Origin of the sequence: Crenobacter oryzisoli (assembly GCF_030385785.1) — a bacterium.
In the GTDB taxonomy this organism is placed as follows: Bacteria; Pseudomonadota; Gammaproteobacteria; order Burkholderiales; family Chromobacteriaceae; genus Crenobacter_A; species Crenobacter_A oryzisoli.
On record NZ_JAUEDK010000024.1, the window covers coordinates 40135 to 59063 of the forward strand.

Here is an 18929-nt window from a genome sequence, read left to right on the forward strand (position 1 = left end):
CCTGCCCCCTCTGTAGCCACGTGGCCCATGTGAGCCCCCCCATCCCATACCTGACGGCGGTCTAACTTCCCAGCTGCGTCGTCATGCAATCGACATAACCAATCAAAAACAACCTACAATACTCGATTGTCATTGACTGGCCGCACATCACCGTATGCTCCTCCCCGACCTGCTCGCCAGCTTCGCCGCCGCCTTCAGCCAGGACCAGCGCCTCCTCACCCTGCAACTGGGCGACGGCCGCCGCTGGGCCGACGCCCTGCTGCCGCAGCAGCTCGACGGCGAGGAAGCGCTGTCCGACGCCTACCGCTACCAGCTCACCTGCCTGTCGCCCGACACCGACCTGGCGCTCAAGGACCTGCTCGGCCAGCCGGTGCGGCTGACGGTGCAGGATGCCGACGGTGCCGCGGTGGTGCGCTGCGGCGTGGTGTCGTCCGCCCAGGCGCTCGGCAGCGACGGTGGCTTCGCCCGCTACGGCCTGACCATCGAGCCGCCGCTGGCGCTGCTGCGCCACCGTCGCACCAGCCGGGTGTTCCAGGACCTGTCCGTCCCCGACATCGTTACGCAGGTGTTGGCCGAACACCGGGCCGCCAATCCCGGTTTCGCCCAGGTGCAGCACTGGCAGTTCCCGCTGTCCGGCGAGGCGTCGCTGCGCAGCTACTGCCTGCAGTACCGCGAATCCGACTACGACTTTATCGTCCGGCTGCTGCATGAAGAGGGCTATCACTGGCACTTCGTGCATGATGGCAACGAAGGCGTGACCGAGCGAGGTAGCGCAGCGTCGCGAGGGAAGATGCCGCAAGTGACGCTGGTTGTCAGCGACGACCCGTACCGGCTGCCGGCGGCGCCGCTCACCCGGGTGCGCTTCCACCGCAGCGATGCCACCGAGGCCGAGGACGGCCTGACCGCCTGGACCGGCAGCCGCCAGATCGTGCCGGGCCGGGTGAGTCTGGCCAGCTACGACTACCAGCCGGTCCTCACCCAGCACAGCGGTGATGCCTCGTGCGTCGAGCAGGGCGATGGCGGCAGCGCCTTGCAGGCCAGCCTGGAAGACTACGACCCGCAGGGGCTCTACTACGCCGCCGACACCGAGCAGCTCGGCCGCTACGCCCAGCTGCGCCAGCAGGCGCACGACGCCCAGGCCAAGTCGTTCGACGGCACCGGCAGCGTGCGCAACCTGCTCGCCGGTGCCTGGTTCCGCCTCGACGACCACCCGGCCTACGACGCCGACCCGGCCGAACAGCGCGAATTCGTCGTCACCCGGCAGAGCTTCACCGCCCGCAACAACCTGCCGCGGGACTTGACGCAACAACTGCGCACCACCGCGCCCGGGCTGTTCGCTCAAGACAGCAAGCAAGGACAAAACGGCGAGCTCGCCGCACCGTTCCAGACCCGCTTCCAGGCGCAGCGGCGCGGCCTGCCGCTGCCGCCGGCCTACGCCCACTCCACCCAGGCCCGCCCGACCAGCCGCGGCGTGCAGACCGCCACCGTGGTCGGCCCGCGAGGCCGCGATGCCGGATCAGAACAAGCCGCGGAGGTGCACACCGACGCCCACGGCCGCATCAAGGTGCAGTTCCACTGGCAGCGCCCTGACGAACACCCCACCCTCGGCGCCGGGATGGACGACAAGTCGTCCTGCTGGCTACGCGTCGCGATGCCCAGCGCCGGCGCCGGCTGGGGCCACCAGTTCATCCCGCGCATCGGCCAGGAAGTGCTGGTCGACTTCATCGAGGGCGACATCGACCGCCCGGTGATCACCGGCGTGCTGTACAACGGCAGCCACCCCACCCCCGCCTTCAGCGGCGCCGGCAGCCTGCCGGCCAATAAGACCCTGTCCGGCATCAAGAGCAAGGAACACCAGGGCGGCCAGTACAACGAGCTGCTGTTCGACGACACCCCCGGCGAAGTCCGCGCCAAGCTGTCCAGCGAAGCCGGCAAGACCCAGCTCAACCAGGGCTATCTGATCCACCCGAGGAGCGACGGCAAGGGCCAGTCGCGCGGCGACGGCTTCGAGCTCAGGACCGACCGGCACGGTGCGATCCGCGCCGCCCATGGCCTGCTGCTCAGTACTGAAGCGCAGCACGGCGCAGCCGGCAAACAACTGGCGCGCGAGCACGCCCAGAGCCAGCTCGATGCCGCGCTGAGCCTCAGCCAGAGCCTGGCCGACACCGCCACCGGCCAGCTGGCCGACCGCATGGAGACCGGCCCGGACGAGATCGGCGCCGACGGCAACAAAGCCGGCAAGAAAACCGATGGCCACCTGCAGCACCACGCCGAAGCCCTCAAAGCCTGGGAGGCCGGCAGCAACACCGACAAAGACGGCAAAGCAGCGAAAGACCAGGCCGGCCAGCAGCCGCTGCTGATCCTCAGCGCCCCAGCCGGCCTGGCTGCCAGCACCGACAACTCCTTAACGTTGGCCGCAGGCACGAATATCGACCAGGTCGCACAGCGCGACCTCAACCAGACCTCGGGCAGAAGGTGGCTACATAACGTCGGTCAGCACATCAGCCTGTTCGTGGCCGGGGTGAAGGATGCGGTGAGCCTGAAGTTGATTGCCGCTAAGGGCAAGGTACAGCTGCAGGCGCAAAGCGACGCCATGGAGCTGACGGCGGATAAGGACATCACCATCACATCCTGCAAGGGCAAGGTGCTGATCAGCGCCAAGCAGGACATCCTGCTCACCAGCGGCGGCGGCTACATAAAGCTGTCCGGCGGCAACATCGACATCCACTGCCCTAGCACGGTGAGCGTGAAGGGGGCGGAGCATGCGTTGAGCGGGCCGACGAGAATGGACTGGGCGCTACCGCAATACAAGAAAATCACCTGCACAGAACAGATCGATGCCCAATTACTCACTGAGTCACATCCCGAATTCTGCGGTAAGAAATACGTCTATTACTGTTCCGACACAGGAAAAAAACTCGCGTCCGGCACTCTTGATGCCAGCGGCCACACCGACCGCATACACCTGCCAGGCATCAACAATATCAAGGCCCTGATCGGGTCAGGTGAATGGGAAATTCTATGATGAACCATCCGCACACTTTTATTCTCATCAGCATATTTGCGCTAGCTACCACCCGAGCCAGCGCAGCCAACCAGCCGGAAGATACTTCAGTGGAGCTGAGCTGGAATACGCTGAAAGTTCACGCCAACCAGACTCTGGCCAGTTCGATACCCGGCCAGTATTCTGTTAAAAACCTCTTCGACCCGGATACAGCCAAGGCCTGGGTGTTCCACGCAGAAGAACAGTACCGCCAAGCAGAAGAAATCAAGAACCCCGCCATATTGACATTGACGCTGGCCAAACCGAGCACACTATTCGCCATCGCGCTGTCTCCCGGATACGCCAAGTCAGCGGCAACCCAGTTCCAGAACGCTTCACCTAAGAATGTCACCGTCAGTCTGTACCGACTTAATGATGATAGGCCTTTTGAAACCCACCGTTTCACCCTCAGCTACCATGCGCGCGAATACTCGCTACCACAGCTAAAAAAAGAGCTGAAGACCATAGCATTCACTGATCAGACCGGTGAGCGAATCACCGGCAAGTCAGACAACCCACTGAATTCAACTGAGCGCATGCTACTGATCAATCCTGGCAGCGCTCAAATCGCCAAAGTCGAGCTGAGAATCGCCACTATGGAGCACGGAGCCAAGTTCACCGATCTCGCCATCAGCAAACTCAGACTGCTTGACCAAGAGGCAGATCAGAAAACCGCAGAGTACCGACTGGCCCAGTTCATCTCCCACGACTTGGACAGCGCCGCGCGAAAATTGAACGACACGCCTCGCTGCATCACCTACACCGACAAAAACACTTGGCCGCTGCTGAGCAACCGTTCATGCACTGGACCCGCGCCACAATTGCAGCAAGGCCAAGCAGAACAAGGGATAGACGATGTCATCCTCACGCACAAAGATCCCGCTACTCAACAATACCAGGTTCCCTTTTCCATCGCGCTGCGCGATGCCCAGTCCAGCATTTCCGCTGGCAAGAAAAACCTGCGCGTGTCCAGCACCGACGTAGCAAACAACGAACTGGTCCTCAGCAAAGATCCCCACGGCCAACTGCGAGCACTGTCCGGCCTGACGCTAACCCAAGCCTTTCAAGCCAATCGTGCCGAGGGTTTCAACAAAGCCTATCTGCAGCCACAGGATAATCCCTACTTCTTCTTCGCCTACTCTCGCCTGCAGTTCGTCCCGACCAACGGCGGCTATCAACTGGACGTCTATGGCCCCGCTGGCAGCCAGGAGGCGCAATGGGCAACCAGGTAGAGAAATACAAGGACTTCGACTTCGGCAAATACAGCGAGGGGCAAAAGTACGACATCCTGAAAAAACTATTCGAGCATCACGCTGCTGCCAACGGCAAGAACAATATCGCCGGCTTCGCGTTTGAAACCGACAACGGCCGGGTCAACCTGATCGGTGCGCGCGGCCTCGCCAAAGGCAAGGTGGTGAAAGACAGCAACAAGGTGTTCGACGACACCCTGTTCGTGGTCTACAAGGATGCGTCCGGCCAGAAAAAGGTATCGGAGTTCGAGTTCAACACCGAACCATACAGCAAGCAGAACGGTAAGCTAGCCGGTCGGGTGCTGATCAACGGCCTGTACCAGTACCGGCTGGGCAACCACAAGATATCGTCCTATCACGCACATGCCAGCTTGGCGGAAATGGAGAGGACCCACCGCTTCGCCCAGCGTCACAACTACCGCGCCCTGAGAATCGTCAAGGGTCTAGCCTTCCGCGCCCAGAACACCGGCAGCGCCAAGGCCCCGGAATACGAATTCAGCCCGGACAAACCGGATGCGCCGTCGACGACCAACGAGCACAACATCCACTACGGCGGCGAAGGTCCGAACAATAGCACCCGCAACTGGAGTGAAGGCTGTCAGACAGTCAAGGGACTGGACAACTACATCCGGCTGTTGAAAACCCTGGAGCAGGACTACAGCCTAGCCGGCACCATCAATAACGAACTGGTCGCCAAACCGGCAACAGACGGCAATCGCGCCCTAGTTTATGCGCTGCTAGACGGCCATCAGATCGCCGACGAGACCAAGATCCAGGTCAAGTTCCTGGATCGCATCCTGCAACCGATGGTTGATGTCTGGTATGAGATCCGCCATGGCAATCAGACCATCACTGGTAAGACTGATCACGATGGCGATACTGGTGCTCTGTTCGGCCACGACCCCAAGGACAAGATCAGCGTAAAAGTGAAGGGGCCAGTGGGCGATGCCAAGAAACTGCCGCCGGTGCAGGCGGAGGAAAGCGTCTTTCACAAATACCTGTGCGTGATCAGTCCCAAAGTGTTGTGCGACGGCATGTCGCGACCTGACGCGGACCATAAAGAACCCGATATCGACAAGACCCAGTCCAAGACCCACAAGCACCACAACAAGGAACGCAAGCCGGTCTCCAAGATGGAAGTGCCCAAGGATCGCAATCCGCTGGAAAAGCCGATTCCGGACGACGAGTTCGAGGACTGCAACGCGCTGAGCCAAGAACAGATCAGCAGCATTCTCAAGGCCAACAATCCGGTACTGGTCGATACCTACAAGGCCGACGAGCTGGTCTACAAAGCGGCGCAGAACTACAAGCTGAATCCCAAGGTGCTGCTGGCCACGATGAAGCAAGAACAGGGCTGGGCCAAGAACGGCCGTTACAACAAGCTGATGGGCGTCGGCCCCGGTGGCCAGCCGACGGCAATGGGGGTGGAAACCTCGATCAACAAATCGGCGCAGATCTACCGCAAGCAATTCGACGACGGCAAGAACAAGCTCACCTCATTCAGGATCAATTTCGACCCCAACTCCCACGAAGTCGCGGCGGTGGGCAGTGGTGGCGGCGCCGTCAGCGAAGACGAGGCCAAGGTGATGAAGGAAGGCTATTTATATACGCCGCGCACCGCCTCCGAGTACGCCAAGCTGCACTACACGCCGTGGACCTACTTTCCTCCGCAGCGCAGCCGCCCCTACGATACTTGGGTGAAAACCTTCCGGAGCTTCTGAATGAAAATCAAATTCCTACTCAGTATCGGTGCTCTGCTGCTAGCGCAGCAGGCACTGGCCGCCTGCGACAAGGACGGCTGGCGACAACTGCTGCGCCATGCCGATGCCCCCGCCGTTGTCACCTACGTCAAGAACCAGCACTGCGACCTTAACCAATCGCTAGACGACGTTTCCAAGACACCACTGGTTTACGCGATCGATGGTCGTAACCGTGCCGCTGTGCAGGCGCTGCTGCAGTCCGGCGCCAATCCCAATGCCGATGGTTACGATGGCAACACGCCGCTATTCTATGCAGTAGCGGCCAAGGATCTTGGCATCGTAGAGGATCTGATTGCGAGGGGAGCCGACGTCAATGCATCTACTCGCACGAGCGAGATCACCGTGTTGATGGCAGCAGTACTTGACTCCACACCTGCCATCGTTGCCTATCTAGTGGCTCATGGAGCCTCACTGGATGACACCGATAAATACGGCCACAAGGCCATCAACTACGTCGACAAGCTACCAACCAAGCGACAAGCTGCGATACGTGCCGCACTAAAAAAGCGTTGATTGAGCGCACCGCCTTCCGTGGGTCATTTGGAATATCACTCTGACATTCAGAAATAAAAAAAGCCGACCTGCATCATGGGGCGGCTTTTCATTTGGTGCATCGCAAAGTGCTACAGCACAAAAGCAATACCGCCAAGATTTTAATATATAACCCACTTTTCTGATCAATTGCGCCTATCCAGCATCGGAGCGACCAAACCGACACACGCCAAGCGGGCCTCTCCAAGCGCTTCTGAGCAGCCGCTACAGCCTCCACCGGCACCCTAGCGGTTCTGTTTTGTCCATTTCCGCCCATTCCCGACCTTTCAGGCAGCAAACCGTGCGATTGCACCGCGCCCAACAGTCACGCTAAGCAATTGAAAAATATCGTGATTATCCAGAAAAAAACCGCTCAGCTCATCAACCGTTATGGCTATTCGCTAAAAACCCATTCCATGGCCCTCTCCTTTTGCCACGTCACGCCGAGGCTGGTTCGCTAGTGCCAAGTAAGAACGAATTTTTGTGCGATCAGGATTTCGGACACCAGCTCTCTAGACTCGCTCCTTGAGCGGCTGAGGGGTCGCCTCCCATGCCTCCCGGGGACATCCACACAAAGCCAGGAATTTCTGAACAGACTGTCTGGCAATGAACGACATAACACCAGAGGCGATGGAGGAGCACCAACCAACACTGAGCCGCACGGCTTTTGCAAGACTGTAGGACGAAGATTGTCAAACTGTATGACGCATGTAGCGATGCGCCATACCAGCAGCAGATCAAAGAAAGCCATCCCTGGGATGGCCTGTGGCGATCTGGCTATCGACCGGTTCTGTTATCTAACACCGCCACGTAATGCCTATAGCATAAAAAATGAACAGTGGATTGGACTCGATTAGGGATGGCATAATCCGCGCCGGCTTATAAGTGCTGTAACAAAACAATGATAAATAAATTAGTCAACTTATAAAAATTCATAACCAATAACCTAGCCCACGTGTATCGCTACTGCATGACAAATCTGCCAGTCCGACAGCCTGATGCCTGTCAAACGCCCCCTGCCCCGTTCCCTCTGACCGAACTGCAGCACGCCTACTGGCTTGGCGAACAGCCGGCCTACCGCCTGCACACGCCAGCGTTTCTGCACCGCTGCTTTTTCGCCGACACGCTGGATGTGCCGCGGCTGGAGTCGGCCATCCTTGCCGTGGTGCAGTCGCAGCCTTCGCTGACGGTCGAGATTCTTCCCGACGGCACCCAGCGCCCGCTGCCGCCGCCGGCGCAGCTTGCGCTGCCGGTAAAGGACTACGGCCATGTCACCGCGGACCTGGCCAAGGCCTATCTGGCCGAGCGCAAGACCACCCTGGAGTCCGAGCTGCCGCCGTTCGGGCGCGGCCTGCAGTTTGCCTGCCTCGTCGACCGGGTGGCCGATGGCTATTACGTGCACTTCCTGTTCCGCCTGATCGCCTTCGATGCGATGTCGATGTGGCTGTTCCTGAACGATATGTGCAGCGTCTATCTCGGCCGGAGCGCCCCGCAGCCGCAGGCAGCCAAGTTCGCCGACTTCGTGCAGCAGCGCCACGAGCTGATGCGCAGCGAGGGCTACCAGCGTTCGCTGGAATACTGGCAGGAGCGCGTCAAGGAACTGCCCAACGCACCGGAGCTGCCGCTGGTCGATCACGATGCCATTCCGGAGAGGTCGACGTTCCGCCGCATCCGCATCAGCCTGAATGCCCGACAGGTCGAGGCGCTGCATGCACAGGCCCGTCGTTGCGGGGTCAGCATCAACAGCCTGCTGTGCACGATGTACGCCGACGTGCTGCGGCTGTGGTCGAAGAACACCTCGTTCATCATCAATATGCTGGTGAGCCATCGGCCGAACGACGACGACCGTTTCGCCCACGTGTTCGGCAACTTCGGCAGCACCATGCCGGTCGAGGCCGTGGACGTGGAGGGCGGCCTGCGCGAGCGGGCCCGCGCGCTGCAGCGCAAGATGTTCCGCGACCTGAAGCACCTGCAGGTGGCCGGCGTCGAGGTGATCCGCGCCATGGGGCGCAGCGGCAGCATCGTGCCGGCCATGCCGGTGGTGTTCGCCAGCTCCCTGGGCCTGCCGATGGGCGAGCTGTTGAGCCCGGTCGATCTGGGCTGGGAACTCCGCGCCGGCGGCCTGCAGACCCCGCAGGTACTGCTCGACTGCCAGGTCTACATGGACGGCGAGCAGCTGACGCTAAACTGGGACTACGTGGTCGAGGCCTTCCAGCCGGGCGTGATCGAGGACATGTTCAAGTCCTTCGGCGATCAGCTGATGGGCCTGATCGACGACACCACGCTGGACACCCCGCAATTGCCGTTCGTACCGGCGCGTAACCTCGCCGCGCGCCAGGCGGCCAACGCCTCGGAAAAACCGCTGCCGACCGGCCTGCTGCACGACTTCTTCGCCGCAGCCTGTCGCCAGCACGCTGAGCGCCCGGCCATCATCAGCGATGCCCGCACCCTGTCTTACGACGCGCTGTGGTGTCTGACCACCCGCCTGGCCGCCCAGCTGCGCGAGCACGCAGTGGGCCGAAACGACCTGGTGGCCATCGTGGCCCGGCGTGGCTGGCGCCAAGTATCAGCGGCGATGGCGACGGTGCAGGCCGGCGGCGCCTACCTGCCGGTGTCCAGCGAACTGCCGGCCGAGCGCAAGGCCTGGCTGATCGGCCAGGAGGGCGTGAAAGTGGCGCTGGTCGAGCGCGCCCTGGCCGACGGTTTCGAGCTGCCGGCCGGCGTCACCATGCTGATCCTGGAAGACGTGCTGCCCGACGGCGAGCCCGGCGAGGCGGTTGAGCTGCCGTCGGTGCAAGGCGAGCTGGACCTGGCCTACGTGATCTTCACCTCCGGTTCCACCGGCCAGCCCAAGGGGGTGATGATCGACCACCGCGGCGCGGTCAACACCATCCAGGACATCATCGACCGCTTCGGGTTGACGCCGGAAGACCGCGTGATCGGCATCTCGGCGTTCAACTTCGACCTGTCGGTGTACGACATCTTCGGCAGCCTGGGCACCGGCGCCGCGCTGGTGTTGCCGCCGTACAGCGAAACCCCGTCGCCGGACGACTGGGCGCGCATGGTGCGCGAACACGAGGTGTCGGTATGGAACACCGTGCCGGCGCTGCTGGAGATGCAGATCGAGTACCTCGGCGCGCGCGCGGCCAGCGATCTGGCTTCGCTGCGTCTGGTGATGCTCAGCGGCGACTGGATTCCAGTCAGCCTGCCGGGCCGTCTGGCCGCCCAGCTGCCGGACACCGTGCTGATCGGCATGGGCGGCGCCACCGAGGCGTCGATCTGGTCCAACTACTTCGTGGTCGACCGCGTCGACCCGAGCTGGAAGAGCATTCCCTATGGCTGGCCGCTGGCCAACCAAAGCTTCCACGTGCTGACCCGCGACCTGCGCCACGCGCCGACCGGCGTGCCGGGCGAGCTGTACATCGGCGGCATCGGCGTGGCCAAGGGTTACTACAACGACCCGGAACGCACCGCCGCCAGCTTCATCACCCATCCACAAACCGGCGAGCGGCTGTACCGCACCGGCGACATGGGGCGCTACCACGAAAGCGGCTACCTCGAGTTCCTCGGCCGCAACGACGACCAGGTGAAGATCCGCGGCTTCCGCATCGAGCTGGGCGAAATCGACGCCGTGCTCGACCGCTGTCCGGGCGTGCGCAGCGCCGCCACCATCGTGCGCCAAGGCCACAGCCAGGACCGCCAGCTGGTGACGCTGTACGTGCCGGAACACGACGAGGTCGGCGAGACGGCGCTGCGCGAGCATCTGGCGCGCACGCTGCCCGACTATATGGTGCCGGCGCAGTTCATCGCGCTGGAGCAGCTCCCGGTCACCGCCAACGGCAAGGTCAACCGCAAGGCGCTGGCCGACATCGCCGCCGCGCTGCCGCCGGCCGAACGCGCCAAGCGCGCGCCGCGCAACGCCGACGAACAGCGTCTGGCCGACATCTGGCAGGCGCTGCTCAACATCGATGCGCCGGGCATCGACGACAACTTCTTCGAGCAGGGCGGCACCTCGCTCTTGGCGGTGCGCCTGCTCAACGCGATCGCCGGCGAATTCGGCCACAGCCTGCCGCTGGCGTCCTTGCTGCGCCACGGCACCATCGCTGCCCAGGCCGCGCTGTTGGCCGACAGCGGCGCCCAGCCGGCCAGCCGCAGTCCGCTGGTGACGCTGCGCGACGGCCCACTTGATCACCAGGGCAGCGCGCTGGTGGTGGTGCATCCAGTGGGCGGCAACGTGCTGTGCTACCGCGAGCTGACCGGCTTGGTGCCGGACGGCATGGCGGTGCTGGCGCTGCAGTCGCCGGGCGACGGTTCTGCCCGCGAGGTCGACGAGCTGGCCGCGCGCTACATCGAGGCGCTGTCCAGCCAACTGACCGGGCGGCCCCTGCACCTGCTCGGCTGGTCGATGGGCGGCGTGATCGCCCAGGAGATGACCCGCCAGCTGGAAGCCGCGGGCATCGCTCCGGTCGGCCTGACCCTGATCGACAGCTGGCAGTCGGCCGAGAGCCGCACGGCAGTCCGGCTCGAAGGCTATGCGGCGCTGCATAACTTCGTGCGCGACCTGTTGGGTAGCACGCCGATGCCGGATGCGTTCGCCGCCATCGAGGCGCTGGACGCGAACCGGCAGCCGGAGGCCGCGCTGGCCGTGCTGCGCGAGGCGGGCGTCGCCGGCGGGCAGATGTCGGCGCAGGAGTTCGTCGCGCTGCTGGCCGAATACCAGGCCAACTACAACGCCCTGGTGCGTCATGCGCCACAGCCGGTCAGCACGCCGACGCGCCTGTTCCGCGCCACCCGCAGCCAGCGCTTCCCGCTGCTCGCCGGCTTTGCCGTGCCGGACGGCGGCCATGTCGAGCAGGTGGCAATGGACGAGGATCACTTCTCGATCTTCCAGGGCGAGGCGCTGCGCAGCATCGTCGCGCAGGCGCTGCGGCAGGACGCCGAGGCGGAACACGCCCTGGCCGACGCCCCGGCACGCTGAGCCGGCTTTCTCCCTGCGACCGCTCGACCCGGGGCCCGCCACGGCGGCCCCGGGTTTCCCGCGTCAGAAACCGCCACCCGCGCCCCGCGCGGGCGGCACACCGGATATTTCACGGAGCCGTTGAATGAACAAACCTGAGCTCGTGCCCACCGACACCGCGCCGCCGGGCCACGCCAAGCCCGCCCCCGGCGGCCCCGCCAGCCGCAAGCGCCGCCTGATTCTCGCCGTCATCCTGCTGACGACGCTGGCCGTGGCAGGTCGCATGGCGTGGCGCAGCCATAATTTCGAAGAAACCGACAATGCCTACCTGGCGGCCCATGTCAGCGTGATCTCGCCTCGCATTGCCGGCGTGGTGCACAAGGTGCTGGTGGCCGACAACCAGCTGGTGCGCGCCGGCGATCCGCTCGTCGAGCTGGACGCCGCCGACCAGCAAGTAAAAATCGCCCAGATCAAGGCGCAGATTGCCCAGACCGACGAGCAGATCCGCCAGATGGGCGAAGAGCTCAAGCAGGCCGATGCCGAAGCGCAGGCTGCCCAGGCGCTGGTGGCCCGGGCCCGGGCGCAGTGGGTGCGCAACGACGCCGAGGCCCGCCGGGTCACCTCGCTGCACGACGTGCAGCTGAAGTCGGTGTCGACGTCGGAGCTGGACAGCGCGGTGGCCGCTCGCGCGAGCGCCACGGCCGAGGTACAGGCGCAGCAGTTCCAAGCCAAGGCCGCCAGCGCCAAGAGCGGCGCGGTCGATGCCGCGCGCGCCGCCGTGCTGGCGCAGAAAAAGGTGCTCGCCGCCCAGTTGCAGGACGCCGAACTGCAGCTCGGCTACACCCGCATCGTCGCGCCGGTCGACGGCCGGATCGGCAAGAAAAGCATCGAGGTCGGCGCGCGGGTCCAGACCGGCCAACAGCTCCTGGCGATCGTCCAGGACGGGGTCTGGGTGACGGCCAATTTCAAGGAGACCCAACTTGCCGGCCTGTTCGCCGGCCAGCAGGCCAAGGTGAAGATCGACGCCTTCCCGGGACAGGAGTTCACCGGCAAGGTCGACAGCTTCTCGCCGGCCTCGGGTGCGCAGTTCTCGCTGCTGCCGCCGGATAACGCGACCGGCAACTTCACCAAGATCGTGCAGCGTATTCCGGTGAAAGTGCTGCTCGACCCGAAGGCGGTCAAAGCGATGAACGACCGTCTGGCGCCCGGCATGTCGGCGGTCGTCGAGGTCGATCTGCGCCAGGGCAAGCCCGCCGCCGGGGCGGCACGCTGATGGCGGCCGAAGCGAGTCGGGCGGCCGGTGCGCTGAAGCCGCCAACGGCCCCCGCCGCCGCGCCGCCGGCGCCCGAGCCGGCGGTCGACACGCGCACCTGGATCGCCATTTTCGCCGCCATTCTCGGGGTGTTCATGGCGATTCTGGACATCCAGGTCACCAATGCCTCGTTGCGCGAGATCCGCGGCTCGCTGTCGGCCACGGTGGAGGAAGGCTCGTGGATGACCACTTCCTACCTGGCGGCCGAGGTGGTGGTGATTCCGCTGACCGCCTTCTTCGTGCGGGTGTTCAGCGCGCGGGTCTACATGCTCGGCAATGTCGCGCTGTTCCTGGTGTTTTCCACGCTGTGCGGCTACGCCTGGAACCTGCCGTCGATGATCGTTTTCCGCGCGCTGCAGGGCTTTACCGGCGGGGCGCTGATCCCGACGGCGATGACGCTGATCCTGACCCGGCTGCCGCCGTCCAAGCGCACCATCGGTCTGGCCTGGCTGATGCTGTCGAGCACCATGGCGCCGGCCTTCGGCCCGACGCTGGGCGGCATCCTGACCAACCTCTACGGCTGGCCGTCGATCTTCTTCATCAACTGGGCGCCGGGCATGCTGATGCTGGCCGGACTGGCCTATGGCCTCGGCCGCGAACCGCTGCAGCTCAAGCTCTTGCGCGAGGCCGACTGGCCGGCGATCGCGTCGATGGCCATCGGGCTGGGCTCGCTGATCGTGTTCCTGGAGGAAGGCAACAGCAAGGACTGGTTCGCTTCCGACCTGATCCGCGGCTGCGCGCTGGCAGCCCTGCTTGGCATCGTCGCCTGGGTGGCGATTTTGCAGACCCGCGACAAGCCCTTCGTCAACCTCTCGCTGTTCGCGCGTCGCACCTTCGGCGTGTCGTCGCTGGTCGGCGCGGCGGCGGGCATGGGGCTGTACGGCTCGACCTTCGTGCTGCCGTTGTTCCTGTCCGAGATCGCCGGCTACAACTCGTTGCGCATCGGCGAGGTGATCATGTGGATGGGGCTGCCGCAGATCGTGATGATGCCGCTGGCCGCCGCGTTCGCGAAGCGCTTCGACAACCGCGTGCTCTGCTCGATCGGGCTGCTGCTGTTCGCCGGCTCCTGCTTCATGAATTCCACCATGGACGCCACCACCGGCTACGACCAGCTGGTGTTCTCGCAGGTGCTGCGCGCGCTCGGCCAACCGTTGATCGTGCTGACGCTGTCTAACTTCGCGATTCACCGCGTCGAGCTGACCAATCTGTCGTCGGCCTCCGGCCTGTACAACATGGCGCGCATTCTGGGCGGCGCGGTCGGGACGGCAATCCTGGCCACCACCATCACCCTGCGCGAGCACTTTCACTCGGCCCGGCTCGGCGAGTCGGTCTCGCTGTTTTCCGGCGCGGTGCAAGAGCGGCTGGAGCAACTGACCGGCCGCTTCGTGGCGCAGGGCAGCGACCCGGTCAGCGCCGGGCAGCAGGCGATGGTCGCGCTCGACCATCTCGTCCGCCGCGAGTCCTACGTCATGGCCTACAACGACTGCTTTTTCATCCTCGGTTGCGTGCTGACGGGCTCGATTGCCGTGATGTGGCTGGCCGACCGGGTGATCGCCGGCGGCAAGTAAGCTCCGGTGCAAGGATTTAAGACAATGACCCTGTTGAAACAAACCGTGATCTGTTCCGCGCTGGCCTCGCTGCTGGCCGGCTGCGCCACCCCGGCGCTGACCCCACCGGCACCGACTGAGCTCGTGCCCCCCAGCTACCAGCATGCCAGCGCCGCGTCCGAGAACAATGTGCCGCGCCAGTGGTGGCGGCTGTACCACGACGCCACGCTGAACAAGCTGGTGGAAACCACGCTGCGCGACAACCCCTACACCCAGGTGGCGCACCTGCGCCAGATCGCCGCCGAGGCGCAGACCCGGCTGGCCAACGCCGACCGGCTGCCGCAGCTGAACGCCGGCGTTGGCTTCAGCAACTCGCGCACATCGACCAATACCGCACTGGGCCAGATCCTGGGCCACCAGACCATCAGCGGCGACAAGTTCACCGCCGGATTCGACGCCGCGTGGCAGGTCGATGTCTGGAACCGGGTCGGCTACGCGGTGGCAGCGGCCAAGGCCGGCGAAGAGGCCGAGCAAGCCTACGCCCGCATGATCGAACAGACGCTCAGCTGGGAGGTGGCGGTCAGCTACTGGCAGTACCGGTTGGCCGAGTCCGACCTCGCGCTGCTCACCGACATCCGCCAGCAGCGCACCGAGGCCGAGAGCGTGCTGGCCGGACGCTTCGAGGCAGGCCTGATCGGAGAGCTGGACCTGGCACGCGCGCGGCTCGAATCGCGCAACGCTGAGGCCGACATCGAAGACGCGAAGAAGCGCATGAGCTTTGCCGAGCACGAGTTGGCGACGCTGACGGTCAGGCCGGTGGCGCAGTTCAGCGTGCCGCGCGATGCGGCTTATCGGCTGCCGGAGGTGCCGGAGATCAGCCCCGGCCTGCCGGCCTCCATCCTACGCCACCGCCCGGATTTGGCGCAGTCGGCCCAGAACATCCGCGCCTTGCTGGCGCAGAAGGAAATCGCCGACACCGCCTTTTACCCATCGATCAGCCTGACCGGCAATTTCGGCTTCGCCTCGATGGATCTGAGGAACCTGACGAATAGCGATTCGCGCCAGTTCTCGCTCGGGCCGATCGCCATTTCGCTGCCCATCCTCGACGGCGGACGAATCCGCGCCAACCAGACCATCGCCGACGCGCGCTACCAGGAGGCGCTCAACGTCCACAAGGTCCAGCTCCTGATCGCGCTGCGCGAAGTGGACGATGCGCTGACCGAGGCCGAATCCTGCCGCAACCAGGCCGCGCTGCTGCAAGCGGCGCGCGACTCGGCGCAGCGCGTGTCCCGCCTGGCCCATGCGCGCTACGACAAGGGCGCGGTGAATTATCTGGACGTCGCCCAGGCCGATCGCGACCTGGCCGCCGCCGAGCTCAAGCTTCAGCGCAACCACCTGAAGGGGCTGCTGGCCTCGACCCAACTGGTGTATGTGCTGGGCGGCGGCTGGCACGAAGACGCCGCAGCGACGCCCCGCTAAGCCCCCTTAACTCCCTTAACCCCCGTCCAACCTCACTTTTACACGGTACACAACATGTTCTATCAGAAAAACCTTCCGCGCTGGGAGCGAGTGCTGCGCGTCCTCGCCGGCCTGCTCGTCATCATCGTGGCCCTGTCGCTGCCGCTGGCAGGCTGGATTCGCGGGCTGATCGTGGTCAGCGCCGCCGCCTTCCTGTTCTTCGGACTGATCGGTTTCTGCCCGGCCTGTGCCATGGTCGGCAGGAAACTGGACGCCAAGAGCAAGCAGTAGCCGCCACCGCCCGGGCCGACAGGCCCTTCACCCCATGCAGCGCGACATACCATGATTCAATCCATCGACACCCTCATCATCGGCGGCGGACAGGGCGGCCTGGCCACCAGTTATTACCTGAAGCAGCAAGGCCGCGAGCACCTGATCCTCGAACAGTCCGACCAGGCCGGTTCGGCCTGGCGCGACGGCCGCTGGGACTCCTTCACCCTGGTCACGCCGAACTGGGCGTTCCGGCTGCCCGGCGCCGAGTACGCCGGGGACGACCCGGCCGGCTTCCTCGACCGCGACCAGGTGGTCGAAATCTTCGCCGGCTATGCCGACAAGTTCGGCCTGCCGCTGCGCACCCGTACCCGGGTCAGCGCGGTCGAGGCCAGCCCGGAGGGGGGCTTCCTGGTGCATACCCAGGACACCACCTACCAGGCACGCAACGTGGTCGTGGCCACCGGCCTGTTCCAAGCGCCGCGGATTCCGGTGTTCGCCGAGCGCCTGCCGGCCGACGTCGTCCAGCTGCATTCGGGCGACTATCGCAACCCAGACCAGCTGCCCGAGGGGGGCGTCCTCGTGGTCGGCAGCTCGCAGTCGGGCTGCCAGATCGCGCAGGAGCTGCACCAGAGCGGCCGCCCCGTCTACCTGTGCACCAGCGGGGCGGGACGCATTCCGCGTACTTATCGCGGCCGCGACATCTTCGCTTGGGCGGCACTGATGGGCTTTTCCGACCGCACTGTCGACCAGTTGCCGAGCCCCAGGGCCAAGTTCGCCGCCAACCCGCACATGGCAGGAAAGAGCGACGGCGGCAGCCTCAACCTGCACCAGTTCGCGCGCGACGGCATCCGGCTCTTGGGCCGCCTGCAGAATGTAGAGGACGGCAAGCTGCGGCTAGCGGGCGATCTGCACGACAACCTGGCCAAGGCCGACAAGTTCGAAGCCGACATGCTGCAGGGCATCGACGCCTACATCGCCCAGGCCGGCATCGACGCGCCGCTCGAAGCCTTGCCGCAATGGCAGGATGGCTATGCGCAGACGGCCATCGACGAACTCGACCTCGCCGCCAGCGGCATCCGGACCGTCATCTGGGCGATCGGCTACGACTTCGACTTCGGCATGGTCAAGTTCCCGATCTTCGACGAGGACGGCTACCCGATCCAGCAGCGCGGTGCCACCGCGCAGCCGGGCCTGTACTTCGTCGGCCTGCCCTGGCTCCACAAGCAGAAATCCGGGCTGCTGGCCGGGGTGGCCGAGGACGCGGCCCATATCGCCCAACGCATCTGCGCCGAACAGACCTGCGCCGCCTAATGCACCGGTCATTTGCCGGACGGCGGGGTCTGGGCAAATGACCGATGTGGCACGCGACAGCAAGGCGGTCAAAGGATGACGCCGAGCGACGTCCCTCCTCTAAGCATGCGCCTGGAACGGCTGCGACCGGGCCTGGTGCAAGCGCTGTTCTCCCCTCTTGAGCGCGCACCCGTGCCGGCCTGGCCCAAGACGGTGCTGCGCACGCTGTCACTTGAACGGCTGAACGACCTGGAGTTGGCCGCCGTAGTACCATCGTGCGGCCGCGCGCTCCGAAGCCGCCAGCTCAGCGACCTGGCCGGGCGGCGGTGTGCCGGGGCAGCGCTACAGGCGCTGACCGGACGCGACCATCTCGTTGGCCAGCAACCGGACGGCACGCCTTGCAGGCCAGTTCGCCAGCATTGCAAGCTAGCGACCGCAGACTGCCCCGAGTGTATCGTGAAGGGCTACGGCTCGTGCTGATAACGGACAAGCAACAAATATCTTATTTCTCAGATCCGTCGCCCCCATTCGGCATTGGGGCAACGAACATTCGACGCAACGGACGTTTGGGAGGAATTCGGTCATCGGCAAGCGGCATGCCGCGTGATATGGACGATGCTCGCAAACCGCCGAGCCAGCTAAGCGCCCGTAAAACGCTGAATAAAAACGAAGAATCTTCCCCTGTTGCGCCGCACCTCATCAAGGCGGGCACGCACGGCTTGAGCCGCGCCGCGCCACGAGTAATACTCGGACGATTAAGCAATACATAGAGGTATTCCTGCATGAGCCACCGCATTGTGTTTGTCGAAGACGACCCGGAACTGGCCGGGCTGATTTCCGACTTCCTGTCGCGCCACGATCTGGACGTGCAGATCGAGCCGCGCGGCGACACCGCGCTGGCAACTATCCTGGCAGCCAAGCCCGACCTCGTGCTGCTCGACATCATGCTGCCGGGCAAGGACGGCCTGTCGGTGTGCCGCGAGCTGCGCCCGCAGTTCAACGGCCCGATCGTGATGCTGACCTCGCTGGACAGCGACATGAACCAGATCCTCGGCCTGGAGCTGGGTGCCAACGACTACATCCTGAAGACCACCCCACCGCCGGTGCTGCTGGCGCGCCTGCGCGCCCAGCTGCGCGACTACCGCCCGAGTGCTCCAGCCGAGGCCGCCGCCCCGGCGCCTTGCAAGGGCACCATGCAGAAGCTGCTGTTCGGCCAACTGGCGATCGACCCGGTCAGCCGCGACGTGATGCTCGACGACGAGCTGATCACTCTGTCCACCGCCGACTTCGACCTGTTGTGGCTGCTGGCCAGCCACGCCGGCGAGATCCTCAGCCGCGAAACGCTGCTCAAGGCGCTGCGCGGCGTCAGCTATGACGGCCTGGACCGCAGCGTCGACGTCGCGATCTCGCGGCTGCGCAAGAAGCTGGGCGATAACCCGACCGAGCCGTTCCGCATCAAGACCGTGCGCAACAAGGGCTACCTGTTCTCGCCGTCCGGCTGGTAAGGC

11 protein-coding genes are annotated in these 18929 nt (G+C 64.5%); all 11 read left to right on the plus strand.

The window, feature by feature from the left end:
• The first annotated feature begins 154 nt into the window (after window positions 1–154).
• On the plus strand, window positions 155–3025 hold the full coding sequence (locus QU481_RS13905) for a type VI secretion system Vgr family protein (protein ID WP_289830625.1): 2871 nt from the start codon (window positions 155–157) through the stop codon (window positions 3023–3025).
• Window positions 3022–4275, plus strand: a complete 1254-nt coding sequence (locus tag QU481_RS13910; protein WP_289830626.1) for a hypothetical protein — start codon at window positions 3022–3024, stop codon at window positions 4273–4275. Before QU481_RS13905 ends, QU481_RS13910 begins: the two co-directional genes overlap by 4 nt.
• Window positions 4260–6014 (plus strand): LasA N-terminal domain-containing protein, encoded by a 1755-nt coding sequence (locus tag QU481_RS13915; protein ID WP_289830627.1) that lies wholly within the window; start codon window positions 4260–4262, stop codon window positions 6012–6014. The genes QU481_RS13910 and QU481_RS13915 overlap by 16 nt, the downstream gene beginning before the upstream one ends.
• Window positions 6015–6566 carry an ankyrin repeat domain-containing protein gene (locus QU481_RS13920; RefSeq protein WP_289830628.1) on the plus strand — a complete coding sequence of 184 codons (552 nt, stop codon included), beginning with the start codon at window positions 6015–6017 and terminating at the stop codon, window positions 6564–6566. It abuts the gene before it with no gap.
• A gap of 988 nt (window positions 6567–7554) precedes the next feature.
• Window positions 7555–11562 (plus strand): non-ribosomal peptide synthetase, encoded by a 4008-nt coding sequence (locus QU481_RS13925; protein ID WP_289830629.1) that lies wholly within the window; start codon window positions 7555–7557, stop codon window positions 11560–11562.
• Between the two features lie 124 nt (window positions 11563–11686).
• Window positions 11687–12814, plus strand: coding sequence for an HlyD family secretion protein (locus QU481_RS13930; RefSeq protein ID WP_289830630.1), 1128 nt, complete (start codon window positions 11687–11689; stop codon window positions 12812–12814).
• Complete coding sequence (locus QU481_RS13935) at window positions 12814–14421, plus strand: DHA2 family efflux MFS transporter permease subunit (protein ID WP_289830631.1); 1608 nt, start codon at window positions 12814–12816, stop codon at window positions 14419–14421. Before QU481_RS13930 ends, QU481_RS13935 begins: the two co-directional genes overlap by 1 nt.
• A 24-nt stretch (window positions 14422–14445) precedes the next feature.
• Window positions 14446–15879 carry an efflux transporter outer membrane subunit gene (locus tag QU481_RS13940; protein WP_289830632.1) on the plus strand — a complete coding sequence of 478 codons (1434 nt, stop codon included), beginning with the start codon at window positions 14446–14448 and terminating at the stop codon, window positions 15877–15879.
• A 54-nt stretch (window positions 15880–15933) separates the two neighbouring features.
• Window positions 15934–16149 (plus strand): YgaP family membrane protein, encoded by a 216-nt coding sequence (locus QU481_RS13945; protein WP_289830634.1) that lies wholly within the window; start codon window positions 15934–15936, stop codon window positions 16147–16149.
• 51 nt (window positions 16150–16200) lie between these two features.
• Complete coding sequence (locus QU481_RS13950) at window positions 16201–17442, plus strand: NAD(P)-binding domain-containing protein (RefSeq protein WP_289830635.1); 1242 nt, start codon at window positions 16201–16203, stop codon at window positions 17440–17442.
• A 761-nt stretch (window positions 17443–18203) separates the two neighbouring features.
• Window positions 18204–18926, plus strand: a complete 723-nt coding sequence (rstA, locus tag QU481_RS13955; protein WP_289830636.1) for a two-component system response regulator RstA — start codon at window positions 18204–18206, stop codon at window positions 18924–18926.
• The last annotated feature ends 3 nt before the right edge of the window (window positions 18927–18929 follow it).